Origin of the sequence: Nocardia sp. NPDC046473, from assembly GCF_040645995.1 — a bacterium.
Classification (GTDB): Bacteria; Actinomycetota; Actinomycetes; order Mycobacteriales; family Mycobacteriaceae; genus Nocardia.
This window is the reverse complement of the sequence record NZ_JBEYZJ010000001.1, coordinates 826,739-852,276: the sequence shown is the minus strand read 5'-3', so window position 1 is coordinate 852,276 and position 25,538 is coordinate 826,739. Positions and strand designations below refer to the sequence as shown.

Sequence of the window (25,538 nt, the reverse complement as noted above, 5' to 3'; positions counted from 1 at the left end):
AGCAACGAGCAGCTCGCCCGCATGCTCGCCGATCAACGGCATCGTGAATGAGCAGGGCCGGGGCCGCAACGACTTTCAGCGAGACCGACCGCGAAGCTCCGCATCGAGCGAGGTCTGCAAGTAGGTCATCGCTTCGATCGCGCCGGGATCGCTCGCCGCAGCCGGAAACTGCTCTGCCGGAATATCTTTGACATGCGCCTGGATCCACCAGATATTGCCGAACGGATCGCGCACCCGCCCGACTCGATCCCCGAAGAACAGTTCCGTCACCGCGGTGACCGATATGGCCCCGGCCGTCAGCGCCCGCTCGTAGACCGCATCGGCATCCGCGACGAACAGCCGGATCATCGAGGGCGTCACCGGCCACCCCGGTCGAGAGTCGAAAGCCATCACCACCGAATCGCCGATCCGCGCCTCCGCATGTCCGATGCTCCCGTCCGCGTTGACAATTCGAGCCAGTTCCTGCGCCTCGAACGCCTCGGTCAGGAAGTCCATGAGCGCACCGGTATCCGGTCCGCCGATCCACGGCGTCACGGTCGCGTAGCCGGCGGGCACGTGCTCGGTAACGTTGCTGGTCAACATACTTCCTCCATCGATTCGCTGATGAGAGCGACGATACGTATGAAATAGGTCTGATCATGTCCTAGTTCAAGATCCGCCGGTTGCCCCAGAACACTGACGGTGAAATCTCGGATTTGAGCTGTCATCCGCTACAGCAGGCCCCTATCGTCATGTGGTGACTGATGTAGTGGCGTGGTCAGCGCTTGCAATGTCGGCTCTGGCCCTCATCTGGCAAGTCCTGACATGGGTCCGTTCGGGTCCACGAATCAAGTTCACAGCGTTGACAGGGGACATGGTCATCGCCGAGGGGAAAATGACCCTGACCATCTACTTCGCAGCGACCAACTCGGGCCGCCTCGCAGCGACTGTCCACAGCGTTGGCATCGACCAGAAGAGGAGACGGCTCAGCACACAGACGATGTTCATCGGACCCGGAACCGTGAGGCCCCTCGGCGGTGCCCCTGATCCGGTCTTGCCGCGTCGACTGGAGCCTCATGATGGTGTGACGGGTACCGCCAGCTGGCAGTTCGTTCCACTGCAACAAGGCCGTAGTGGTCAATTCGGATACCTGGTGCCTTATGCATACGTCGGCGACCGAAGGGTGACCGCCCGCTTGATCCGCACGAACGCCGTATCCCGGAACTCCCGTCCCCAGTAAGCCCTAGATCAACGGCGACAGCGCATCTGAGTCCGTTCTTGACTACCGATGTCGATATTCGGAGGCGTCGGACAACACACGACATTCGACATTTGCGCGCGTTGGGAGACGCTGTCAGCTAACCGATTTGGACGGAGGACCGACGCCCGCCCAGCGGCTAGTTACCGGATGTCGCCGCCAGCCCGGCCGCCGCCCCGCCTTCCGCAGACGATGCCGCCCGGTAGATGGCGGGCGTCAGCAGACTGAACCGACGCCGCCGTCGACCCTCGGTAGTACGAATTCACCTGCCACGCTTACGGATTGAGCAAATCAGCAGGCCCCGACTGAATCGAGGCTCTGCGTCGGGCATGCCAACCGGTGAGCTTGATCGAGCGACTCTGATGCTTTCTGCGGTGTGCCGCTACCGGTCATGATCACTCCCTGTGCGGTTCAGCGCCGAGGCCGAGTAGGTCGTCAGGTCCTGGGGAAGGCTTGCTGGACGACTGCGCTGCCGGGCAGCGGTCAGGTCCGTGGGGCGGGGTAGCGGCCTACCAACAGATCGACCGAGTAACTCTCCTCGATGACGCCGTGTGGAAAGGCCGCGCTGAGCACTGCACGCTCTTCGGATAGGACGGCGTGCCGTCGAGTTTCGTCGAGAACAAGGAACGCCGAGCGGCTACCGATGTTGGCCAGATGCATGTCCAGCGAGACAGTGCGGGACCAGCGCATTTGACGTCGGGTGACGTGCAGACCGATCAGGCCCGCGAGCCGGATGGCCTCGGTGTCGTCGGGGCGCACGGCGGGTTGGGGTTTCAGCCCGCAGTAGTGCGCGATGCGCATGTGCTGTGCATGGATCCACGGGACGTCGAAGGCGGTGGTGTTCCACCATATCGCCAGCGCACCCTCACTACGCAGCACACGCAGCGCTTCCGGCACGGAGATTGTCGGGTCGGTCCACTGCCACGACTGCGCGTAGGTGATGAGGTCATAGGATGCGCCGGCCAATGGCAAGGCATTTCCGTCTCCGCGTACGACCAGCACGCCTGGCACCGCCTTGCGACACTCGGCAGTCATCTCTGCACCCGGCTCGACGGCAATGACCTCGGCTCCCCGCTCACGCAGCAGGGCTGTGGCGATCCCAGTGCCCGCCCCGACATCAGCCACGCGCGCCCCCGCCAGCCGACGACCCATGAGTTCCTCGATCGCGTCGAAGAGATCGGGGGGATAGGACGGTCGACTGGTTGCATACTCAGCAGCAGCGGTGTCGAACGACAGGGCACGCGATCGTGGGGTCATTGGTCTACCAGTCTCCTACAGCAGCTGACCGCGCAGACCCATGGCATAGCCGTGCACTCGAGTCCACTAGAGCCAGCTGCGCGGGGTCTGGCAGGCGCGCTCAGCGGCATAGCTCACTCGCACTGACTGTAGCCGGTGCCTCGAAGTGCCTGTGGGTTCCGGTGTGCCGGACCTGGCAAGTGACCGGAACCGCAGCGCTCGCACCGCTTTTCCAGCCACTCGCGCACCGTCTTCCAGCGTGAGAGTGTGATACTCGCGCCTTTCTCACAGCGGCCGGTCGGGACGAGGTTGATCGGCGATAGGTGTGTCTCGGTAGGGGGCCAGGAAAGTGGTCAGCGCGGTCAACATCGTGGCGGGGGCTTCCTCGGCGGGGTAGTGGCCACAGTCAGGAATGATGAGGCTTTCGACGTTGTCGGCAGCCAGTTTCATCGTGTTTTCGACCAATTCCCCACAGTTTTGCGCCCCGGCGATTGTCAGGACGGGAAGGCGGAGTCGTCTGGTGCTGCGTTGCTTGTTCTGGGTGATGGTGGTGTCGAGTGCGCGGTAGAACTCGAAACTGGCGCGCAGGGCATCGGGGTCGGAGGCTAGGACGTCGACGTAGTGGTCGACGGCATGGTCGGGCAGTTTCTTTGCGGCCTTGGTCGCGAACTGGTGACCGAAGTAGAGGTGTTCGCGGCCTTCGACGAGTTGTTCGTTGACTCCAGTGAGACGGTTGAAGGCGAAGTGCCACAACCGGTTGTTGGCTTCGGTGCTGCTGAACAGGGATGGCTCCGGGGACAGGCCAGGGATCGCGGCTTCCGCCACGGCCAGGCGGTCCAGGCGGTCCGGGTGATCCGCGGCCAGCGCATAGCCGATCCACATCCCGATGTCATGACCAACCATGGCGAACCGCTGATGCCCGAGTGTGTCCATCAGCGCGACCAGATCGTTCGCGAGCGTGCCGGTGTCGTAGCCGTCCAGTGGTTTGTCCGAAAGTCCCACCCCACGCGGATCGACCGCGATTACCCGGAAGTCCTGGGCCAGCGCGGGCATCAATAGCCGCCACGCGTACCAGGTTTGGGGCCAGCCCGCCACCAGCAGGAGAGCGGGTCCCTCGCCTCCGGTCACCACGTGCAGGCGCAACTCGCCCGTGTCGACATATCGACTGGCGAAGACGTCCACGAAGCCGGATGGGAGATGTGGCGCCCCGCAGACGGAGCCGGAGCCTTCGGGTAGGTGGGTCGTAGTTGAACTCATGGCTGGCAAGACTACAATCTTGGACTGATTAGTCAAAGATGTTTTCGTGGCAGCACAGGGAGGTATGCCATGTCGGGCCGCAAGCAGTTCGACATCGGCGCGGTCGTGGACCGGGCCATGCGCGTGTTTTGGCAGTACGGGTACACCGAGGCCACGCTCGATCTGCTGGGAACCGCCACCGGGCTCGGCCGCGGCTCCCTCTACGGCACCTTCGGAAGCAAGGACGCGCTGTTCCGTCGGTGTCTCGACCGCTACGCGTCGATCTACGGCTCCCGATACGAACTGGCGCTGACAGCGCACCTCGGCGATCCCGTGCGTGCGGTGGAAGCATTCTTCGACGTCGTGCTGGCACGCATCGCCGACCCGTCGGTCCCCGCCGGATGCCTCGTCACGCAATCCGCCGCGCAGTCACCGACACTCGACGAGACCAGCAGGAGCCATCTGCGAGCCCTGCTCGACATCCAGCACCGGCGGGTGCGCGCGGCACTGGCAAGCTCCTGCGCAGACCCGCGCATTCTCGATGAACTGACCACATACATCGTTGCCGTCACCCAGTCACTGGCCGTACTCAGCCGTGCAGGCACCCCGGACGCCGAATTACGTTCCGTGGCACGGCTCGCGTGCACGACGGTGGCAAACACCCTGACCCCCTAGGTACGGTGCGCATCGCCGACCGAGCTCGTATTCGGCCGGTTCGGGTCATCCTCGGGATGCAGCAGCGCGGGATCCGCCTCCGCCGGTCATCCGGATACCAGATGGGTGCGACTGTCGCCTACTCGCTCATCGGCTACCGGAGGTCTGGTCACTCATCGACAGCACCAACCGCCAGATCGCCTGACATGATGCTGATCTCAGCACAGACAGGACTACACCAAAGCGGGTAAACCGTGCGCGCGGATGGCATGGTCCAGCGCTTTCATGCGGCCGCCAAGAAAGCGAGGGTTCCCGCCTCCTATCAGGACAGTTTCAGTGAGCGCCCGATGATTTCCTTCATGATTTCGGTGGTGCCGCCGTAGATGGTTTGGACGCGGGCGTCCATGTAGGCCTTGGCGATCGGGTATTCCTTCATGTACCCGTAGCCGCCGTGCAGTTGGAGACAACGGTCGATGAGGTCGACCTGTTCCTCGGTGCTCCACCATTTGGCCATGGCGGCGTCCTCGACGGAGAGCTTGCCGCGGTTCAGGTCTTCGATGAAACGGTCGACCAGGACGCGGACGGCGGTGGTCTTGGTGGCGAGTTCGGCGAGTACGAAGCGGGTGTTCTGGAAGGTGCCGATCGGCTTGCCGAACGCCTTGCGGTCGCGGACGTACTGGATGGTCATGTCCAGGCACGCCTCCATCGCGGCGGCGGCCATCACGGCGATGGACAGGCGCTCCTGCGGCAGGTTCTGCATCAGGTGGATGAAGCCCGCACCCTCCTGGCCGAGCAGGTTGGCGGCGGGCACCCGGACGTCGGTGAAGCTCAGCTCGGCGGTGTCCTGCGCCTTGAGGCCGAGCTTGTCGAGGTTGCGGCCGCGTTCGAAGCCGGCCATGCCGCGCTCGACGACGAGCAGGCTGAAGCCCATCGCACCCTTTTCGGGGTCGGTCTGCGCGACCACGATGACGATGTCGGCGTTGATGCCGTTGGTGATGAAGGTCTTGGCGCCGTTGAGCACCCAGTCGTCACCGTCGCGGACCGCGCGGGTCTTGATGCCCTGCAGGTCGGAACCGGTGCCGGGCTCGGTCATCGCGATCGCGGTGATGATCTCGCCGGAACAGAAGCCGGGCAGCCAGCGCTGCTTCTGCTCCTCGTTGGCCAGCTCGGACAGATACGGTGCGATCACGTCGTTGTGCAGCGCGAAACCGAGGCCGGAGTACTGGCCGCGGACCGATTCCTCGGCCACGATCGCGTTGTAGCGGAAATCCTTGACCCCGCCGCCGCCGTACTCCTCCGGCATGGCCATGCCGAGGAAGCCCTGCTTGCCCGCCTCGAGCCAGACCGCGCGGTCGACAATCCCCTGCTCTTCCCACTTCGCGTGGTTCGGTGCGACGTGCTGATCGAGAAACTTGCGGAACGACTCCCGGAACAGATCATGTTCGGGTTCGAACAGTGTGCGCTCCACACCAACCTCCTAGTGACCACACCGGCCGGTCCACACCGACCCGTCGTTGCCTCATACGGTACCCGGAACGAGAATCTCAGTTCACTTCCGGGGCGGAATCGTTTGCTAACCAGGCGTGGTGTCCGAGCTCGCCGAAGAAGATCGAGATTCTCCACAAACCCCGACCGAGCACGCAGTGTCCTCGACCACAGAATTCCGACGCCGTGTTAACCCGCTGTCCAACTTTTGGTGAACATCAGCATGCGACCGTGGGGCGATGGCGGCGACCCTCATCGCGACGGCTCCGACCGGTTCCGTTGCGCCAACCTCCAGTCCGACAGCCCTGCCACCGGCGCGCCCGGTGGAACGTCTCGGATTGACCGTGCTGCTGCTCGGGACCGGGATCGCATATCTGTGGCATATCACCGTCAACGGCATGGGCAACAACTTCTATGCGGGTGCGGCCTGGGCGGGGTCGCGGGACTGGAAGGCGCTGCTGTTCGGGTCGCTCGATCCGAGCAATTTCATCACCGTCGACAAGCCGCCGGTTTCGCAGTGGGTGATGGGGCTTTCGGGGCAGTTGTTCGGGTTCAGTAGTGCGAGCATGCTGATTCCGCAGGCGTTGATGGCGGTGGGCGCGGTCTGGTTGACATACGGGGCGGTGGCGCGTGCGACGCGGAGCCGGGGCGCCGGGCTGTTGGCCGGGGTGGCGCTGGCGGTTACTCCGGTGGTGGCGTTGATGTTTCGGTTCAACAACCCGGACGCGGTGCTGGTGTTGCTGATGACCGCGGGTGGCTACTGCACGATCAGGGCGTTGGAGCGGGCGAACGGACGGTGGCTGATGATGGCCGGTGTCGCGCTCGGGTTCGCGTTCTTGGCCAAGTTGCTCGAAGGGTTGATGGTGTTGCCCGCGCTGAGCGTCACGTATCTCATCGTCGCGCCCACCACATTGCGGAATCGCTTGTGGCACTTGGTCGGTGCTGCTGCGGCGTTGATCGTCTCGGCTGGTTGGTACGTGTTGCTGACCGTCCTGTGGCCCGAGTCATCGCGACCGTATCTCGCCGGTTCGACGGACAACAGCTTCATGGATTCCGTGCTCGGCTACAACGGATTCGGGCGCTTCCTCGGCCACACTCCGGCGACCGGGAAGATCGACTTGCCGTCCGGTTATCGGACGCCGCCCGGACTTCTGCAGAGCTTCAACGATTTCGGCTCGCCCGGGATCGGCCGACTGTTCACCGGCGAGAGCGGGTTCGAGATCTCTTGGCTGGTTCCGGGCGCGCTGTTGGCGTTCGTGGTGGTACTGGTATCGCGGTGGCGTGCGCCGCGCACCGATCAAATACGTGGTGCGGCATTGGTTTTCGGATTATGGCTGATCACGATGGGTGGCGCCTTCAGCGCGATGAAGGCCATCGAGCACTCCTACTACACATTGACCCTCGCGCCCGCTGCGGCCGCAATGGTCGCGGTCGGCGTGCATGAACTGTGGCTGCGGCGCGACGAGCTACTCGGCAAGCTCGGCGCCGCCGCGCTGATACTGGTCATGGGGCTTTGGGCTTTTGTTGTGCTGCAACGTAATTCGGACTGGCTGCCGTGGGTGCACTGGACCGTCGCCGGGGTGACGATGGTGGCGGCGCTCGGGCTGCTGGTGACGGCGATTCCGGTGAAGGCCGGGTGGCGGGTCGCGCGGACCAGGGCTACGGCGATTCTGGTGGTCGTCGGGGTGCTCGCCGGGCTCGGCGGGTCGACGGCCTACGCGGCGGCCACACTGCCGCAGGCCCATGTCGGCCGCAGTCCCCAAGTCGGACCGGCCAAGCCCGTCGAGACCGGGATCGCGGCGCTGATCCACCGGCAGACGCAGAACTTCGCCGACGGTGGCGCGTTCACCAATCCGCAGCTCGTCACGATGTTGATGAGCAGCACGACCAGGTGGTCTGCCGCGGTAGATCGAGGTTCGATCGCCGCCGCACTCGAATTGGCCAGCCAAACTCCGGTGATCGCCATCGGCGGATTCGCGGCCGAAGACCCGGTACCGACGTTAGAGGAGTTCCAAAAGATCGTGGCCGACCATGAATTGACGTACTACCTGGTGCAGGAGATGCAGCTGCCCGCGTCGTGGAAAGTCGGCGGACAGCCGGGTGCCAGCACGCCGTCCGACTCCGAAAAGCCGTGGCAGGTAACCGGGAAACCGGAAATCGCGGAGTGGGTGAGCCATCACTACACCGCGACGCACATAGGCAACATCGCCGTTTACGACCTGACTCCGCACCCGAACTAACCCACACCACTTCCAATGCCCGCACCCGACAATGCAACCCCCGACCGAAGGCGCCCTTCGGTCACCCAGACAGGCCGAAGGCGACCTTCGGTCGACCGCATGCGATCAGCAAGGGTGCGACAGTGCCACCGCCGCCCAGGTCGGGCGGTGAGCTGGCGCGCGGCACGGGGGCAAACTCGCCATCCGCACCACTTCTGGTTGTCCGCACCCGAGAGGCAACCCGACCGAAGGGGCCGTTCAGTCGCCTAGACAGGCTGAAGGGCGCCTTGGGCCGGTCGCAGGCAAGTGTCAGCGGCGGAGGCGGTCGCGCACGCGGCCGAGGAGGGTGCGGCCGGAGTCGTGGTCGCGTTCGGTGAAGAGGAACTTCAGTTCTTCTTCCAGGGCCTTGCGGACTACGTCGCGCAATTCCTTTGCGGCCGTGGTGATGTCGTCGGCGTCGCGCCAGGGAGCGGGGTCGATCGGGGTGCCTGCGGAGAAGTAGAAGCGTTCGGGGCGCGGGAGGACGGTCGGGCCGAGGCCGCGCAGCAATGGGGGTGTCAGCTCGGGGTTCATGCCGAGGGCCTCGACGGTCCAGCGCAGGGGGCGCAGCAGCGGGTGGTCGCCGTCGATGACGATGTCGTAGGCGTCATCGACGCCGATCATCGCGATCGGCACGATCGGGGCGCCCGCTTCGATCGCCATCCGGGCGAAGCCAGTGCGGCCCTCCCATTTGAGGACGTACTTCTCGTTCTTGCGGCGCACCGCCTCGCGGCCACCGCCGGGGAACACGATGACGGCCTCGCCGCGCTTCAGCAGGGCGAGGCAGTTGCCGCGGGTGCCGCGGACCGCGCCGTAGCGGTGCAGGAAATGCCGCACGCCGGGAACCGCGATCAGCACGTTCTCGGCGAGGCCGCGGATCAGGCGGCCGCGGCGGCGCAGTACCTCGGGCAGCAGCAGCGGGGCGTCGATGCCGCCCATCAGGTTGTGGTTGCCGACGAGCAGGACGGGACCGTCGGTGGGGATGTTGTCGAGTCCGTAGAACCGCGGACTGGTCCACGCGCGCAACGGCGAGAGCAGCGCTTCGATTACCCGAAGATCGCTGTCGGTCAGTGAAACGGCCAGCGGGGCGCCGTCGCTGAGCGCCGGCTTGTCGAGCAGCAGCGCACCGGACGCCTTATCTGCGGAAGCGGCCGAGCCCACACGGTCGTGCGACATACATCCCTCCTGATGTCGCCTCGAACGATACCGTAACGAAATCCACTGTGCCGCATCGAATGTGAGCGCCAACACAGTCCGTTCGGTCTGCTATGAGCTCGCCGCCCGCTCCCCCACCACCGAAACCCCCGCCTGCCTGCCGCGCACCACTCATTACCCCGCGCACAAATTTGCTGACAATTTCATCAGCATCAGCACAATATGTGCGCGCCCCCATGGCCCATGTGCGCCATCACAAACATGTGCGAGCCAGCCGCCAAACGTTCACAGCAGGAGCCCACCCAGAGGCTCGGCAATGCCGGACCACGCCACCGACACACAGGCCCACCCGCCGCGCACCTTTTCGCCCGCTGCGCCTCAATTTGCTGGCAGTTTCATGCGCGCCAACACAACTCATGCGCGCGAGGTAACAGCGTTCACGCCGACGCGAGAACACCGGACCGGCCCGCCGTGGGGTGCGGCCATAGTCGACGCGAACTATTCGTCGCGATGCGCATGAAATTGCCGACTGTTTCGTGCGCGTCGACACAAACCGTGCGCAGCGAGAGCGGGCACAGCCTCAGCGAGCGGGCACAGCCTCAGCACAGCTGCACCTGATGTTGTAGGCGCCGATCGGCTATGGCGTCATGTGACTGTCGTTGGGTGGTGGCCGTCGCGAGTGGTCAGCGCTGGCACTGCACCCCGTCGAGCGGGACATGGTGGCGGCGAAAAGCGCGTGATGCCGCCGTCATGTCCCGTTCGGTGTCACGGAAGGTGGCTAGGCCTCGGTGTGGCCGTTGGTTTCCGGGGCGCCGCCGGCGTGGGCGTATTCCGAGAGGGCCGCGGCGAGGGAGTGGGGCACGCGGGCGTGAACTCGGGTGCCACCTTCCTCGTGCGTCGAATCGATGATGCGGCCGTCGGCGTGGATGCGGGCGAGCAGGTCGCCGCGGCTGTACGGCAGCAGGATGCTGATTTCGGCGTCGAGGCCGCCGAGTACCTCGGCGAGGCGGTCGCGCAGGGCGTCGATGCCGAGGTCGGCGCGGACGGAGACATACGCCGCGTCGGGGAGCTGGCCGCGCAGGCGAGTGAGCGCCATCGGGTCCAGGGCATCGATCTTGTTGACCACCAGCAGTTCCGGCGGGGCCGAGGTGCCCTGCTCCTTGATCACATCGGTGATCACCTCGCGGACCGCCTTGATCTGTTCGGCGGGCAGCGCGTCGGAACCGTCGACCACGTGCAGCAGCAGGTCGGCGCCGGTCACTTCCTCCAGCGTCGAACGGAACGCCTCGACCAGCTGGGTCGGCAGGTGCCGGACGAAACCGACGGTGTCGGTGAACACGACCTCACGGCCGTCGTCGAGATCGGCGCGGCGGGTGGTCGGATCGAGGGTGGCGAACAGCGCGTCCTGCACCAGCAGTCCGGCGCCGGTGAGCGCGTTCATCAGACTCGACTTGCCCGCGTTGGTGTAGCCGACGATCGCCACCGACGGGATGCCGCTGGAACTGCGGCGGGCCCGCATGGTGTCACGCGCGGTCTTCATCTCGCGAATCTCGCGGCGCAGCTTGGCCATTCGCTCGCGGATGCGGCGACGATCGGTTTCGATCTTCGTCTCACCGGGACCGCGCAGGCCGACGCCGCCGTTGCTGCCCGCGCGACCACCGGCCTGCCGGGACATGGACTCACCCCAGCCGCGCAGTCGCGGCAGCATGTATTCCATCTGCGCGAGCGCGACCTGGGCCTTGCCCTCGCGGGAGGTGGCGTGCTGGGCGAAGATGTCAAGGATCAGCGCGGTCCGGTCGATCACCTTGACCTTGACGACCTTTTCCAGCGCGGTCAGCTGCGCCGGGGTGAGCTCACCGTCGCAGATCACGGTGTCGGCGCCGGTTTCCAGCACCACGGCCCGCAGCTCTTCGGCCTTGCCCGAGCCGATGTAGGTGGCCGGGTCCGGCTTGTCACGGCGCTGGATCAGGCCCTCGAGCACCTCGGAACCCGCGGTCTCGGCGAGCGCGGCCAGTTCGGTCATGCTCGCGTCGGCCTGCGTCGCGCTGCCCGTGGTCCACACGCCGACCAGCACGACTCGTTCCAGGCGCAGCTGCCGGTACTCGACCTCGGTGATGTCGGTGAGTTCGGTGGACAGCCCGGCGACGCGACGCAGCGAGCTGCGTTCGTCGAGCTGCATCTCGCCGACCGTGGGGTTTGCCGACGTCCAGCCGCCGGAGCGCTTCATCCGCGCGGCGTGCTCGGCGACGACATCGCCGGTCGCGGCGTCGTCGGACAGCGCGCCGTCGGCGGCAGCGTCGAGCTGGATGTCGTCATCGGCCGTCTCGGTGAAGTCGTCGGCCGGAGTGAATTCATAAACTTTAGATTTCGTCATACAAGATCCATGATCCCACGCTGCACCGACATGGCGCATTCGGATATTGCGCACAGCGTGTTGGGGGTTGTCGGGTCAAGTTCGGTCGGCGAACGATCCCAGGTGCTGCCACCAGCCCTCGGCGATGGTTCCGGAGGCGACGAGGACGGAAGGCCCGCGCAACCAGGCGGTGCCGTTGGACAGGCCGACGGTGACCTCGCCGCCGGGGATGCGGACACGGACCTCGCCGGTGTCGGTCGCGATGTCGAAACCCTCGCGGGCCAGCGCCGCGGCTGCTGCGGCTACGGTTCCTGTTCCGCAGGAACGGGTTTCGCCGACGCCGCGTTCGTAGACACGCATGTCGACGGAGTGGTCGGCGTCGAGGGCGGTCACGATTTCCACGTTGACGCCGTGCGGGAAGAGGTCAGGGTCGTAGCCGGGGGGCACGGTGAGGTCGAGTTTGGCCAGGCCGTCTGCGGAGAGCTCTGGGTCGACGCAGGCCAGGTGCGGGTTGCCGACGTCGATGCCGATGCCGGGGTATGCCCAGCCTGCGATGGTCGCGGTGGATTCGCCGAGTTCGCGCACGGTGCCCATGTCGACCGTGACCATGTCGACGGTGACGTCGCCGTCGACCGCGGTGGCGGAGTGCACGACGACCGGTCGTCCACCCGCGCGACTGCCGACGACGAATTCGTGCTCGGTCTCCAAGCCGGAAGCCACCAGGTAGTGGGAAAACACTCGAACACCGTTGCCGCACATCTCGGCAATCGAGCCGTCGGCGTTGCGGTAGTCCATGAACCAGTCGGTCTCGTCCACCCCCTCGGGCAGCTCGGCAAGCACGCCCGCGTCACGCAACGCACCGGCCCGGGCCACCCGCAGCACACCGTCGGCGCCGAGGCCGCGCTGGCGGTCGCAGAGCGCGCTGATCCGCTCGGCGGTCAGCTCCAGCCGAACCTCGAGGTCCGGCAGCACCACGAAGTCGTTCTGGGTGCCGTGCCCCTTGGTGAACTCGATATCCGACACGTGCGTGTTCTCCCTACCTGCTCGTCACTTGGCAAACGTCCGGCGCTGCCGGGAAATTTCGTAGAGTGCGACGGCCGCGGCCGAGGGCGCGCCGAGCGAGCTGGCGGTGCCGCCCATCGGGATGTGCACCATGGCGTCGCAGGCTTCCTGCCAGGCGGCGCTCATCCCGCTGGTCTCGTTGCCGACGACGAGGATGGTGGCCTCGCTGAAGTCGTGATCGTAGGCCGCGTGCGGGCCGTGCTCGTCGGTGCCGACGATCCGGGTCGGGATGCCGCGCCGCACCTGCCGGTCGCGGAATTCGAGAACCTGTGCGGCACCGGCCGCGCGCACGATCGGCATGGCGAACAGCGAGCCCGTCGACGCGCGAACGGCCTGCGGGTCGTACTGGTCGGCGCCGTGCCCGGTGACGATCACGCCGCTGGCGCCGAACGCGTCGGCCGACCGGATCAACGTGCCCAGATTGCCCGGCGAATTGGGCCGGTCGAACACCACGACCACGGGCGCGTCCTCACCGGGCTCCCCCGGCTCGAAGGTGTCGAGCTCCTGCTGCCGCGACACCGCGACGGCCACCAATTCCGGTATGCCGCCGACCTTTTCGCCGAGCTCGGCCATCAACTCCGGCACCAGGCCGACCTGCGGCACGTCACTGGTGTCCAGTAGCTCCCTGGCCCAGTTGGACAGGTCGGGCGTGCCGAGGCGATAGAGCAGCGTCTCCAGCGGCCAGTCGTTGGCGAGGGCCTGGGTGATCGGGCGGACGCCCTGCACCAGGAAGCGCCCGTCGCGGTGGCGTTTGGTCCGGTTGTTCAGATAGGCCTGCCACACCTGGACCGAGGCATTGCGGGTGCTCACACGTCGGGTCACTGCGGAGTCCGTTCTTTCTCGTCGAGCAGGGCGAGCGCGGTCGCCACCAGATCGGGGGCGGCGCCGTCCACCCAGCGCACCCGTGGGTCACGCCGGAACCACGAGCGCTGCCGCCGAACGTAGCGCCGGGTGCCGATGAGGGTGCGTTCTTGCGCGTGTTTCACGTCGTATTCGTTGTCGAGGTACGACAGGACTTGTGCGTATCCGATGGCGCGCCGGGCGGTGACGCCGTCGCGCAGGCCGTGGTCGATCAGCGTGCGTACTTCGTCGACGAGTCCGGCGGCGAACATCAGCTCGGTGCGGCGTTCGATCCGTTCGTCCAGCGCGGCGGTCTCGCGGTCGACACCGATGATCACCGTGCCCCAACGCGGCGTGCCGATTTCAGGTGCGGAGGCGGCGAACGGCCGGCCGGTGAGTTCGACGACCTCGAGCGCGCGCACCATGCGGCGGCCGTCGGTGGGCAGGATGGTCGCCGCCGCAGCCGGATCCGCGGCCTGCAATGCCGCGTGCACCGCGTCGACGCCGCCCTCGGCGAGCACGGCCTCCCAACGCGCGCGCACGACCGGGTCGGTGGCCGGGAACTCCCACTTGTCCAGCAGCGCTTGCACATACATCATCGAACCGCCGACGATGACCGGCACGCGACCGCGCGCCATGATCTCGACCACGTCCGCGCTCGCCGCGGCCTGATAAGCGGCGACGGTCGCGGTTTCGGTCACCTCGAGAACATCGAGTTGGTGATGCGGGATGTCACGCCGTTCCGCGACGGTGAGTTTCGCGGTGCCGACATCCATGCCGCGGTAGAGCTGCATCGCGTCGATATTGACGATCTCGCCGCCGAGTCGTTCGGCGAGGTCGAGGCCGAGGTTCGATTTGCCGGTGGCGGTGGGGCCGACCACGGCGATCGGGGTGATGTCGGGCTGGGTCATGACTCGGCTCCGTCGTAGGCGACGTGGTGCGCCGCACGACGACCCGATGGCGTTGCGCCCATTGCTCGCTCGCTCATGCGGACTCGGCCCGTCGCCACAGGCTCACGTCGTACCCGACGCCGAACGGCGCGTCCTGATACAGCGTCTCGACCATCGGATCAGTGTCGAACAACCCGGCCAGCACCTGATAAGCGGCCCGACCGGTCATCACCAGTTCCGCACACAGGGCGGGATCCAGCGCGCCCAGTGCAGCCAAGTCCCCCGTGGCCAACGCGCGATCGAGCTCGTCCTGCACGGCGCCGGCCCGCTCATCGAGATAGCCCGGCGCTTTCAACGACAACGTCGCGGCACCGTCCGCGATCACCAGCACGCCGTGCCGTTTGTCCGAATCGTCCATTTCCGCGCGCAGTTTCGCGCCGAGTTCGAGGCAGCAATGCGCCGGGGTGTCTTCGGCGATGAGGTGAACCTCGGCATCCACCGCAGGCGCCACCCGCCCCCGCAACCATCCAGCGATCAACACCGGCAGCGGATGCTGGGGATCCGGCTCGGCCGATGCGTCCGCCGAAAGCGCAACCCGCACGTCCGCGCCGAACCCGCGGAACGTACCAACAGTCGCGGAACCGAACACCTGGTCGGCGGCCCCGGTACCGACCACTGTCCAGCGGTCTGTCACTGCCGCAAGCCTTTCCGCAGCCTGCAGCACGGCCGCGCGCAGCACCGCGCGCGGATCACCCTGCTGACCGGGAAGCGCGCCCGTCACACCGCCGCAGAGCTCGGGCACCAGGATCGGCGGCGACGGGACCAGGGCGGCAATCGAGAACACGGGATAACCGTAACCGTTCCGCGCGACGCCCTTACGCACCGCGGGTACCGCCCGGCTTCGAGTGTCTCTGCCGCAAAGCTGGTCGAGATTGATACTGTTCGATGAGCTACAACCCAGGTCATCAGGGGTTGCAATCCCCGAGATTCCTCCGAGTGAAGGCATGGGTCGATGGTCACAAGAGCTCAAACCGGGTTCAATGGGATGAGCTAGGGCGTAACCAGGCAGCCGTGACGCGCGGCAGGGACGAGGAGCAATGACCGACAGCAACGGAACCGCGAAAGCCAGCCCCGGCGCGATGCCGCGCTCTTCCGGTGCCCCGAAACCCGGTGGCTCGATCCAACCGCCCAAGCCGCACGCGACGCCGGGCCAGGCCCAGCATCCGCATCCCGTCGTGCCGACCGTCTCCGATCCCAGCGCGTGGGGCCGGGTCGACGACGACGGCACCGCCTGGGTGAAGACCGCCGAGGGTGAACGTCAGGTCGGCTCCTGGCAGGCCGGTGACGCCGCCGAGGGGCTGGCCCACTTCGGCCGCCGGTTCGACGACCTGGCCACCGAGGTCGCACTGCTGGAAGCCCGGCTGGCCGCCGGCGCGGACGCCCGCAAGACCAAGGCCGCCGCCGTCGCCCTGGCCGAATCGCTGCCCACCGCCGCCGTCATCGGCGATATCGACGGGCTCGCCAAGCGCCTGGCCGCGATCGCCGAACACTCCGAAGAGGCTGCCGCGCAGGCCAAGGAGGAGAAAGACAAGGCGCGCCACGAGCACACCGAGCGCAAGGAAACGCTGTGCGCCGAGGCCGAGAAGATCGCCGCCGAATCCACCCAGTGGAAGGCGGCGGGCGACCGGCTGCGCGAGATCCTCGACGAGTGGAAGTCGATCCGCGGCGTGGACCGCAAGGTCGACGACGCGCTCTGGAAGCGGTACTCCAAGGCGCGTGAGGCGTTCAACCGCAGGCGCGGTGCGCACTTCGCCGAACTCGACCGGGAACGCGCCTCCGCGAAGACGCGCAAGGAAGAGTTGTGCGTGCGCGCCGAGGAACTGTCCGGCTCGACCGACTGGGTCGGCACCGCGGGCATCTTCCGCGACCTGCTCGCCGAGTGGAAGGCCGCGGGCCGGGCGCCGCGCGAGGCCGACGAGGCGCTGTGGCGGCGCTTCAAGAGCGCGCAGGACGTGTTCTTCGCCGCCCGCAACGCCGCGGTCACCGAGCGCGACGCCGAGTTCGACACGAACGCCGCCGCCAAGGAAGAACTGCTGCAGGCCTACGAGCACATCGACCCGGCCAACGGCTTGGAAGCCGCTCGCGCCGCACTGCGTGAGCTGCAGGACAAGTGGGACGCCATCGGCAAGGTCCCGCGCGAACGCATCCAGGAACTGGAAGGCAAGCTGCGCACCATCGAGAAGCGGGTCCGCGACGCGGTCGACGCGCAGTGGCGCCGCACCGACCCGGAGGCGATGGCCCGCGCGGCCCAATTCCGTGAGCGGGTAGCGCAATTCGAGGAGCAGGCCGCCAAGGCTCAGGCCGCAGGCAAGGCCCGCGACGCGGAGAAGGCACTCGAACAGGCCAAGCAGTGGCGCGAATGGGCCGAAGCCGCCGAGGGCGCGGTCACCAACCGCTAACGACCGAAGGCGCCCCTCACCCCGCCAAGACAGTCTTGGCGACTGAAGGGCGCCTTTGGTCGGTTGGGGGTTAGTTTTCGCCGGTGAGGCGGCGGCGGTCGCGTTCCTCGGCGGCGGCCGATGCGTTGCGGCGCTGTTCTTCGGCGGCCAGCTGGAGGGTGGTGCGGCTCCAGACGACGCGAATCCAGTGGAACGTCAACACGATTGCGGCGATGGTGCCGAGGATGAGGCCGACGGCGGGGCCGGCGCCGTGGTAGTTGTTGATGCCGGGGGTCTGGCGGTGCCAGATGGAGAAGACGCCGAACACGCTCGTGATGGCCGTGCCCGCGACCGCGATCCAGGCCAGGAACCAGCGACGGGTCATCAGCGCCAGGGTCGAGAAGCCGACGCCGAAGACCACCAGGAACCAGACGAAGATCCGGGACGGCAGCCCGATGTGCTCCATCCGGGCGGCCTCGGTGCCGAGCAGCACGTCGAAGCCGCGCGCGCCGCCGGCATGCGGCAGCACCAGCGAGAGCAACAGGACGAACACCGCGCCGGCCACCACCATGGCGCGCACGCCGGGGTCGATCTCGCCCGCGATGCGGCGTTCCACCGCGTCCAGGTCGTCGCGGAACTGCTCGAAGTTGCTGCTCTCGACCGAGTTCACTGAACCCTCGTTTCGTTCGGCTTGTTCGTGGTTCGCTGCTGTGCCCGCGTCCACTGTGCCATCACCGGGTTCGTTCGCCGCGGCCGACCCACTACCGCCGGTAGTAGGTTTGCGGTTCGCGGGCCGGTCGGGTTCGGCGCCGCCGGCCACGAAGCCGTCTTCGCCAGGCTTGTCGTTCACGCTGCCCCCTCGCCGATACCCGGTTGCGATACCCATCGCGTATCGCGGTCGGCTCCAGCATGACCGAGTACCCGGGCGATGTCTGCGATTCGCCGACTCATGCGCCGCAACCGGTCGAGCAGCCCGCGGCCGCGACCGGTTCCGGCGCGGGCGCGCCGATGCGGGGCAGTCCGAGGCCGACGCCGATCGGTTCGGTCTTCGGCGTGACGCCCCGTTCGTGCGCGTCACCGGCGGTGGTGCGGCGATGCGACTTGATCGGCGAGTCGGCGATCAGGTGATGCGGTGCCGCCTCGGTGATATCGACGGTGACGATGTCGCCGGGGCGAATCGACTCCGGCGTGCCACCCGGCCGGAAATGCACCAGCCTGCCGTCGCGGGCCCGGCCGCTCATCCGCGCGGTGGCGGCGTTCTTCTTGCCCGCGCCGTCGGCGACCAGCAGTTCGACCTCGGTGCCGATGAGTTCCCGGTTCGCGTCCAGCGAGACTTCCTCCTGCAACGCGATGAGCCGCATATAGCGTTCCTGCACAACCGCTTTCGGCAGCTGATCGGGCATATCGGCGGCCGGCGTGCCCGGCCGCTTGGAGTACTGGAAGGTGTAGGCGCTGGTGAACCGCGCCTGCCGCACCACATCCAGGGTCTCCTGGAAGTCCTCCTCGGTCTCCCCCGGGAACCCGACGATGATGTCGGTGGTGATCGCCGCGTGCGGCATCACCGCGCGTACCTTCTCGATGATGCCGAGGTAGCGCGCCTTGCGGTAGGACCGGCGCATCGCCTTGAGCACCCTGTCCGAACCGGACTGCAGCGGCATGTGCAACTGCGGGCAGATGTTCGGCGTCTCGGCCATCGCCTCGATCACGTCGTCGGTGAACTCGGCCGGGTGCGGCGAGGTGAAGCGCACCCGCTCCAGCCCGTCGATGTTTCCGCACGCGCGCAACAGCTTGGCGAACGCGCCGCGATCGCGGGCCTCGTCCGGATCGGCGAACGACGCTCCGTAGGCGTTCACGTTCTGTCCGAGCAGCGTCACCTCCAGCACGCCCTGGTCGACCAGGGCCTGCACCTCGGCGAGCACGTCACCGGGGCGGCGGTCGACCTCCTTACCGCGCAGCGCCGGAACGATACAGAAAGTGCAGGTGTTGTTGCAGCCCACCGAGATCGACACCCAGCCCGAGTACGCGGACTCGCGCTTGGCGGGCAGGCTCGACGGGAACGCCTCCAGCGATTCCAGGATCTCCACCTGCGCCTCGGCATTGTGCCGCGCGCGTTCCAGCAGGACGGGCAGCGAGCCGATGTTGTGTGTGCCGAACACCACATCCACCCACGGCGCCTTGCGCACGACCGTGCCGCGGTCCTTCTGCGCCAGGCAGCCGCCGACGGCGATCTGCATGCCGGGCTGGTCGGCCTTGATCGACGCCAGATGGCCGAGGGTGCCGTAGAGCTTGTTGTCGGCGTTCTCGCGCACCGCGCAGGTGTTGAGCACGACCAGATCGGCCGTCGCGCCCGGCGCGGCCTTCACGTACCCCGCGTCCTCCAGGAGTCCGGACAAGCGTTCGGAATCGTGCACGTTCATCTGGCAGCCGAAGGTGCGGACCTCATAGCTGCGGGTGCCTTCAGAGGCGAGGTGGGTGGGAGTCAACACTGCCTGTCCGATCGATTCCACGGGTCCAGGGTACGGGCACGCCCAACCCCAATTTTGGGGGCATGCAATTTGCGAACGCGCCGCCAAACGACGGCGCGTTAGCCGTCGGCCCGCTCTCTCGCGGCAGTGGCCTTGCTCACCCGCGCAGCCCCTGATCAGGCACTGCGCGACGACGGCGGGCCCACTCACGACCGGAAAACCGGCGATCCGGACGAACCGGTCGATCCGGTTAACGTGACGTGTCATCGCGGCGTGCCAAAACGGTGTGTCGCGGAAACTCGGGCAAATCCACATTTTGCCTTTACAGTCTTGGACCATGACCGACGACGCCGCCGCGCCCGATACAACCGGGAACGCTTCAACCGGGGACGCCAGCGCCGCCAGCGCGCCGATGATCTCGATGCGCAACGTGCAAAAGCACTTCGGTGAATTGCACGTGCTGCGAGACATCGACCTGGAAGTCCCCAAGGGACAGGTAGTCATTGTTCTCGGGCCCTCGGGCTCCGGGAAATCGACGCTGTGCCGCACCATCAACCGCCTCGAACCCATCGACTCCGGAGACATCGCCATCGACGGTGTCCCGCTGCCCGCCGAAGGCCGCGGCCTGGCCGCGCTGCGCGCCGACGTCGGCATGGTTTTCCAATCGTTCAACCTGTTCGCGCACAAGACGATCCTGGAGAACGTCATGCTCGCGCCGATGAAGGTCCGCAAGATCAAGAAGGACGCGGCGCGCACGCACGCCATGGAACTGCTCGACCGGGTCGGCATCGGCAACCAGGCCGACAAGTACCCGGCCCAGCTCTCCGGTGGCCAGCAGCAGCGCGTCGCCATCGCCCGCGCACTGGCGATGAACCCCAAGGTGATGCTGTTCGACGAGCCGACCTCGGCCCTGGACCCGGAAATGGTCCAGGAAGTGCTCGACGTGATGGTCTCGCTGGCCAAGGACGGGATGACCATGCTGGTCGTCACCCACGAGATGGGCTTCGCCCGCCGCGCGGGCAACCGGGTCCTGTTCATGGCCGACGGCCAGGTGGTGGAGGACGCCGAACCCGAGGTGTTCTTCACCGCGCCGAAGTCCGAACGTGCCAAGGACTTCCTCGGCAAGATATTGAGCCACTGAACCATAGAGATCGACCAGCTGAGCTCGTGCCGAACCGAGGGACGGCCTCGTCCCGCGAACACGGCCAGCAAACCCATGAGAGGGAGAAGGAAACTCGATGAGGATCAACCGTGCTCTGCGACTCGGAGTCGGCGCGATCGCGCTGACCGTCGTCGCCGCGACCGCCACCGCGTGCGGCGGCGGTGACAGCAAGTCCGCCCTGGATCACGCCAAGAACGGCAAACTGACCATCGGCATCAAGTTCGACCAGCCGGGCATCGGCCTGCGCAACAAGGACGGCTCCTACAGCGGCTTCGACGTCGAGATCGCCAAGCTGGTCGCGGGCAAGCTCGGGGTGAAGCCCGAGGGCATCACCTGGAAGGAATCGCCGTCCAGCCAGCGCGAGACGCTGATCGAGAACGGCCAGGTCGACTACATCGTGGCCAGCTACTCGATCACCGACGCACGCAAGCAGAAGGTCGACTTCGCCGGCCCCTATTACGTTGCGGGCCAGTCGTTCCTGGTGCGCGCCGACAACAACGACATCTCGACCCCGGAAACCCTCAAGGGCAAGAAGGTCTGCTCGGTGAAGGGCTCCACGCCGGCGCAGAACATCGAGAAGAACTTCCCCGACACCCAGCTGCAGACCAACGACACCTACTCGCTGTGCCTCGAGGGCCTGCGCGCCGGTTCGTGGGACGCGGTGACCACCGATGACATCATCCTGGCCGGCTACGCCGCGCAGAGCACGGGTGCGTTCAAGGTCGTCGGCAAGCCGTTCACCACGGAGAACTACGGCATCGGCCTCAAGAAGGGCGACAAGGAGCTCCGCGACAAGGTCAACGACGCGATCGAGGCGACCTTCGCCGACGGTTCCTGGAAGAAGGCGTTCGACGCGAGCGTCGGCGGATCCGGATACCAGGCGCCGGAGCCGCCGAAGGTCGTCCGGTACTGAGTTCTTCACCCCGCACGGGTGGCCCGATCACGCCGATTGGGCCACCCGCCGCAGTTCCCCTGAAAATCGAGACCCGATGGGAGGGACACGGACGCCGTGTTCGACCTGATCTCGAGGTATGACAACCAAATCCTCGACGCCTTCTGGGTGACCATCAAACTGACCGTCCTTTCGGCGGTCGGGGCGCTGATCCTGGGCACTTTAGTCGCTGCACTGCGCGTGTCCCCAGTACCGATCGCCCGCGCGGTCGGCACCGCCTACGTCACCATCTTCCGCAACACTCCACTCACGCTGATCATCATCTTCATGTCGCTCGGCCTGTACACCACGATGGGCTGGAATCTCGCAGGCGAGGGCCCGAACTCCGTCGCCGAGAACAACTTCCGTTACGCCATCCTCGGATTCAGCATCTACACCGGCTCTTTCGTCTGTGAGTCGCTGCGATCCGGCATCAACACCGTGGCGATGGGCCAGTCCGAGGCAGGCCGTTCGCTCGGCCTGACCTTCACCCAGAATCTGCGACTCATCGTGCTGCCGCAGGCCTTTCGCACCGTGATCGCCCCGCTGGGCAGCGTGCTGATCGCGCTGACCAAGAACACCACCATCGCCTCCGCCATCGGCGTGGTCGAGGCCGCCACCCTCATGGCGACCGTCAACGAGAACGAGGCCTCGGTGGTTGCCGTCGGCGCCATCTTCGCGCTCGGCTTCGTCATCCTGACCCTGCCGACCGGACTGTTCTTCGGCTGGCTCGCCAAACGATACGAGGTGGCCCGATGACTGCCGCGCCTTCGGTTCTTTTCGATGCGCCCGGCCCCAAGGGACGCATTCGGCACCATATCTACTCGGTGGTCGTCGTCGTCGCGGTGGCGGTCTTCCTCTGGGTGCTCTACAACGGATTCGCCGACAAGGGACAGTTCACGGCGGAGAAGTGGAAGCCGTTCCTCGACGCCGAGGTCTGGCAGACCTATCTGCTGCCCGGTCTGAAGGGCACGGTCGTCGCCGCGCTGCTGTCGATCGTGTTCGCGCTGATCATCGGCATGGTCTTCGGCATCCTGCGACTGTCCGAGCATCGCGTGGTGCGCTGGGTCGCGGGTGCGGTCGTCGAGGTGGCCCGCGCCATCCCGGTGCTGATCCTGATGATCTTCCTGTTCGCGCTGTTCTCCAAGGAGAACATCTTCCCGTCCGATCAACTGGCGCTTGCCGCGGTCGTGATCGCGTTGACCATCTACAACGGGTCGGTCATCGCCGAAATTGTCCGCGCGGGTATCCGTTCACTGCCCAAGGGGCAGACCGAGGCGGCGGTCGCGCTCGGCATGCGGAAGAACCAGTTGATGCGGTTGATCCTGCTGCCGCAGGCCATCACTGCGATGCTGCCCGCACTGGTCTCGCAAATGGTTGTCGCGCTGAAGGATTCGGCGCTCGGCTACCAGATCACCTACACCGAGATCGTGCGTGCGGGCCAGCAGCTCGGTTCGGCGCAACAGAATACGGTCCCGTCACTGATCGTGATCGCCATCGTCATGATCATCTTGAACAGCACGCTCACGTTCGTGGCGACCAAGCTGGAGAAGCGGCTGCGGGCCCGCAAGAAGGGCAAGGTCGCCGTGCTCACGGCCGACTCGGTCCTCACCGATGCCGCACCGGGAATGGACCTCACCGGCAAGAAGTAGCCGTTCGGGTCAGAAACACCGTCAGACGGTGCGTTGAACGCGGTAACCCGCTCCAGCGCACCGTCTTTCGTCTTCGCGAGGGTGCGTCCAGCGCGCTCGCTTGTCCGCCGCGCACGAAACTGCCGGCGGATTCGTACGCAGGTCGAGAATCTGTGCGCGGGATCTGTGGGGTTCGGGGCGCTGATATTGGGGGCGGGTCAGTGGTCGGTGGGGCGGGCTACGATCGCGGGCGTGCAGATGGGGCGACGGGTTTCGGGGTTCGTGGCGTTTGCTGTGCTGTTGGCGGTGGTGTTGCTGACCGCGTGGGATCAGCAGCCGCATGGACATCGGTCCGCGGACGCGCCGGCGGAGGTATTCAGTGCTGAGCGGGCGCTTGGGGTGGTGCGGGAGATCGCGCAGCGGCCGCATCCGATCGGTACGGCGGACCATGATCGGGTTCGGGATCATCTTGTCGGGGAGTTGCGCAAGCTCGGGGTGGACGCGGAGATTCAAGAGGGGGTCGGGCGGTATCCGACCGGGCTGCAGCGGGACGTGCTCGGGATGGGGCGGGTCGCCAACATCGTTGCTCGGATACCGGGGACGAATTCGACCGGAACGGTTTTCCTGACGGCGCACTATGATTCGGTCGCCTCCGGGCCCGGCGCGAACGATGACGGGGTCGGGGTCGCGGCGGCGCTGGAAAGTCTGCGTGCACTTCGGGCCGGTGGCCCCGCGTTGCGTAATGACGTTGTCGTGCTGCTGACCGACGGGGAGGAGACCGGGCTGCTCGGCGCGGAAGCGTTCGTCGCGGCGGGTAATGGTCGAAATACCGGTGTGGTCATCAACAATGAGGCGCGCGGAGCGGGCGGGCCGGTGCTGTTGTGGCGAACCACCCATCCTGACGGCGCGCTGATCGACGCCGTCGAACACGTCGCGCCGCATCCGAACACCGACTCGTTGACCACGACGCTGGCCGGTGCGCAGACCGGAAGCAACACCGATTTCACCTCGTTCAAGCCGGCCGGGCTGCGCGTGCTGGACTGGGCCTTCGCCGGTCGCAGTGCGTACTACCACAACCGCTATGACGACCCGGCGCACGTTGACCTGGCGACGGTGCAGCAGATGGGCGACAACAGCCTCGCGTTGATCAAGGAGTTCGGCGGCAAGGACCTCACCGCCGCGGACGACACCGATCGCACGTACTTCCAGCTGCCGTTCGGTCTGCTTGTGGTGCTGCCGTTCTGGGTGATCATCGCGCTCGCCGCGGTCACCGTCATCGGCGTGGCGTGGCTGTGCCGGCAGCTCCGGCGGGCGGGCGAGACCAGTCTGCGGCGGATATTCGGTGCTGCCGCTACCGCTTTCGTCGCAGCGCCGCTCGCGACGGGCGCGGTGTACGGGCTGTGGGAAGTGGTGCAGGCCATTCGGCCGGAGTACCGGCCGTTGATCGGCGACCCGTATCGGCCCGAGTTCTACTACGTGGCGATCCTCGTGCTGTCCGCCGCGGTGCTCGTCGCTTGGTACGCGATCGCACGGCGCCTGTTCGGCACCACCGCTGCGGTGACCGGGCTGCTGTGCTGCCTGGCGTTGCTGGGCGGGATGCTCGCGATCCTCGCGCCCGCCACCGCACACGTCCTGGTGGTGCCCACCCTCGGCGCGACGCTGGGTGTGGCGGCCACCTTCGCGGTGCCCGAGCGCTGGCGGCTGCCGGTGCTCACCGTCCTCCTCGTCCCGGCGGCGATATTCCTCGGCAGCGCAACGTGGCCCGCGTTGCAGACCGGCATCACCACGGCCCCGTTCCTGGTCGCGCCCGCAGTGGTGCTGCTCGGCGGGCTCCTGCTGCTGCCCCTCGCCCAGGCGTGGCCGGATCGGCGCGGTTGGGCGATTCCGTCGACCGCGTTCGTGCTCGCGCTCGTGCTCGCGGCCGCCGGGCTGGCGGTGGACCGCTTCGACGATCAGCATCCGCTGCCGTCCCAGCTCATCTACGCGCTCGACGCCGACCGGCACGAGGCACTGTGGCTCTCGCGCGAAACTCCCGATCGCTGGACCCACCACCTCGTCAACGACACCGCCCCCGGTCAGCGATTCGCTCAACTCTGGCCGACCACCGTCGCGAGCGGCCTCGCGCCTGCCGAGAAGCTCTCGCCACCGACCGCCCAGATACTCTCCGACACAACAGAATCCGGGCAACGCACCGTCCGACTCAAGCTCCGCTCTACCCGCGGCGCGACGAGCATCGCCCTGCGCTATGAGACCGCACCCATCTCGATGCGGGTGGCGGGCCGCGACGTGACCCCGCTGCCGAAAACGGGTTTCCAGTTCTACGCACCCGCTGCCGACGGCATCGACGTCCAAGTGGTCGCACCGGCCGGCCCCTTGTCCCTGCAACTGGTGGACTACACCTGGCTGCCCGACTCCGGCATCACGTCCTTCCGAAATCCCCCGGCCGACATCTTCTTCCGCCAGGACAGCCTGGGCGCCGTCTTCGTCACCATTGCGGGGCTGTGA

20 protein-coding genes are annotated in these 25,538 nt (G+C 66.7%); 8 read left to right on the top strand and 12 right to left on the bottom strand.

Annotation, left to right across the window (positions count from 1 at the left end; genetic code table 11):
* Nucleotides 1-75: 75 nt before the first annotated feature.
* The 3 genes from ABZ942_RS04080 to ABZ942_RS04070 form a co-directional block, all read right to left on the bottom strand.
* On the bottom strand, nt 76-582 hold the full coding sequence (locus ABZ942_RS04080) for a VOC family protein (RefSeq protein WP_357378815.1): 507 nt from the start codon (nt 580-582) through the stop codon (nt 76-78).
* Nucleotides 583-1,720: 1,138 nt separating this feature from the next.
* Complete coding sequence (locus tag ABZ942_RS04075; protein WP_357378813.1) at nt 1,721-2,494, bottom strand: class I SAM-dependent methyltransferase; 774 nt, start codon at nt 2,492-2,494, stop codon at nt 1,721-1,723.
* A 264-nt stretch (nt 2,495-2,758) separates the two neighbouring features.
* Nucleotides 2,759-3,730 carry an alpha/beta hydrolase gene (locus ABZ942_RS04070; RefSeq protein WP_357378811.1) on the bottom strand — a complete coding sequence of 324 codons (972 nt, stop codon included), beginning with the start codon at nt 3,728-3,730 and terminating at the stop codon, nt 2,759-2,761.
* 69 nt (nt 3,731-3,799) lie between these two features.
* On the opposite strand from ABZ942_RS04070, the gene ABZ942_RS04065 reads away from it, so the two are divergent.
* The gene (locus tag ABZ942_RS04065; RefSeq protein WP_357378809.1) at nt 3,800-4,384 is read left to right on the top strand and encodes a TetR/AcrR family transcriptional regulator; all 585 of its coding nucleotides are present in this window, start codon (nt 3,800-3,802) and stop codon (nt 4,382-4,384) included.
* Between the two features lie 301 nt (nt 4,385-4,685).
* Here ABZ942_RS04065 and ABZ942_RS04060 read toward each other — a convergent pair whose 3' ends face one another.
* Nucleotides 4,686-5,831 carry an acyl-CoA dehydrogenase family protein gene (locus ABZ942_RS04060; protein ID WP_357378807.1) on the bottom strand — a complete coding sequence of 382 codons (1,146 nt, stop codon included), beginning with the start codon at nt 5,829-5,831 and terminating at the stop codon, nt 4,686-4,688.
* A 256-nt stretch (nt 5,832-6,087) separates the two neighbouring features.
* Here ABZ942_RS04060 and ABZ942_RS04055 point away from each other — a divergent pair, with 256 nt between their 5' ends.
* Nucleotides 6,088-8,088 carry a glycosyltransferase family 39 protein gene (locus ABZ942_RS04055; RefSeq protein WP_357378805.1) on the top strand — a complete coding sequence of 667 codons (2,001 nt, stop codon included), beginning with the start codon at nt 6,088-6,090 and terminating at the stop codon, nt 8,086-8,088.
* Nucleotides 8,089-8,376: 288 nt separating this feature from the next.
* Here the strand turns inward: ABZ942_RS04055 and ABZ942_RS04050 are convergent, their stop codons facing one another.
* The 6 genes from ABZ942_RS04050 to ABZ942_RS04025 form a co-directional block, all read right to left on the bottom strand.
* Nucleotides 8,377-9,282, bottom strand: coding sequence for a lysophospholipid acyltransferase family protein (locus tag ABZ942_RS04050; protein WP_357378803.1), 906 nt, complete (start codon nt 9,280-9,282; stop codon nt 8,377-8,379).
* Between the two features lie 757 nt (nt 9,283-10,039).
* Nucleotides 10,040-11,488, bottom strand: a complete 1,449-nt coding sequence (gene hflX / locus ABZ942_RS04045; RefSeq protein ID WP_357379367.1) for a GTPase HflX — start codon at nt 11,486-11,488, stop codon at nt 10,040-10,042.
* A 222-nt stretch (nt 11,489-11,710) separates the two neighbouring features.
* The gene (gene dapF / locus ABZ942_RS04040) at nt 11,711-12,628 is read right to left on the bottom strand and encodes a diaminopimelate epimerase (RefSeq protein WP_357379366.1); all 918 of its coding nucleotides are present in this window, start codon (nt 12,626-12,628) and stop codon (nt 11,711-11,713) included.
* A 33-nt stretch (nt 12,629-12,661) separates the two neighbouring features.
* Nucleotides 12,662-13,498 (bottom strand): TrmH family RNA methyltransferase, encoded by an 837-nt coding sequence (locus ABZ942_RS04035; RefSeq protein WP_357378801.1) that lies wholly within the window; start codon nt 13,496-13,498, stop codon nt 12,662-12,664.
* Nucleotides 13,495-14,427, bottom strand: coding sequence for a tRNA (adenosine(37)-N6)-dimethylallyltransferase MiaA (miaA, locus tag ABZ942_RS04030; RefSeq protein ID WP_357378799.1), 933 nt, complete (start codon nt 14,425-14,427; stop codon nt 13,495-13,497). The genes ABZ942_RS04035 and miaA overlap by 4 nt, the downstream gene beginning before the upstream one ends.
* Before the next feature lie 73 nt (nt 14,428-14,500).
* Nucleotides 14,501-15,250, bottom strand: a complete 750-nt coding sequence (locus tag ABZ942_RS04025; RefSeq protein ID WP_357378797.1) for a hypothetical protein — start codon at nt 15,248-15,250, stop codon at nt 14,501-14,503.
* 253 nt (nt 15,251-15,503) lie between these two features.
* On the opposite strand from ABZ942_RS04025, the gene ABZ942_RS04020 reads away from it, so the two are divergent.
* Entirely contained in the window at nt 15,504-16,865 is a 1,362-nt protein-coding gene (locus ABZ942_RS04020; RefSeq protein ID WP_357378795.1) for a DUF349 domain-containing protein, read from the top strand.
* A gap of 70 nt (nt 16,866-16,935) precedes the next feature.
* Here ABZ942_RS04020 and ABZ942_RS04015 read toward each other — a convergent pair whose 3' ends face one another.
* Both ABZ942_RS04015 and miaB read right to left on the bottom strand, forming a co-directional pair.
* Nucleotides 16,936-17,514 carry a hypothetical protein gene (locus ABZ942_RS04015; RefSeq protein WP_357379364.1) on the bottom strand — a complete coding sequence of 193 codons (579 nt, stop codon included), beginning with the start codon at nt 17,512-17,514 and terminating at the stop codon, nt 16,936-16,938.
* A gap of 277 nt (nt 17,515-17,791) precedes the next feature.
* Nucleotides 17,792-19,351, bottom strand: a complete 1,560-nt coding sequence (gene miaB, locus ABZ942_RS04010) for a tRNA (N6-isopentenyl adenosine(37)-C2)-methylthiotransferase MiaB (protein ID WP_357378793.1) — start codon at nt 19,349-19,351, stop codon at nt 17,792-17,794.
* Between the two features lie 370 nt (nt 19,352-19,721).
* Here miaB and ABZ942_RS04005 point away from each other — a divergent pair, with 370 nt between their 5' ends.
* The 5 genes from ABZ942_RS04005 (at nt 19,722) to ABZ942_RS03985 (ending at nt 25,538) form a co-directional block, all read left to right on the top strand.
* Nucleotides 19,722-20,450: an amino acid ABC transporter ATP-binding protein gene (locus ABZ942_RS04005; RefSeq protein ID WP_357379363.1), complete on the top strand. Its 729-nt coding sequence runs from the start codon at nt 19,722-19,724 to the stop codon at nt 20,448-20,450.
* Between the two features lie 97 nt (nt 20,451-20,547).
* Nucleotides 20,548-21,384, top strand: a complete 837-nt coding sequence (locus tag ABZ942_RS04000; RefSeq protein ID WP_357378791.1) for a glutamate ABC transporter substrate-binding protein — start codon at nt 20,548-20,550, stop codon at nt 21,382-21,384.
* 96 nt (nt 21,385-21,480) lie between these two features.
* On the top strand, nt 21,481-22,161 hold the full coding sequence (locus ABZ942_RS03995; RefSeq protein WP_357378789.1) for an amino acid ABC transporter permease: 681 nt from the start codon (nt 21,481-21,483) through the stop codon (nt 22,159-22,161).
* Nucleotides 22,158-23,054 (top strand): amino acid ABC transporter permease, encoded by an 897-nt coding sequence (locus ABZ942_RS03990; RefSeq protein WP_357378787.1) that lies wholly within the window; start codon nt 22,158-22,160, stop codon nt 23,052-23,054. Before ABZ942_RS03995 ends, ABZ942_RS03990 begins: the two co-directional genes overlap by 4 nt.
* A 237-nt stretch (nt 23,055-23,291) precedes the next feature.
* The gene (locus ABZ942_RS03985; protein ID WP_357379362.1) at nt 23,292-25,538 is read left to right on the top strand and encodes a M20/M25/M40 family metallo-hydrolase; all 2,247 of its coding nucleotides are present in this window, start codon (nt 23,292-23,294) and stop codon (nt 25,536-25,538) included.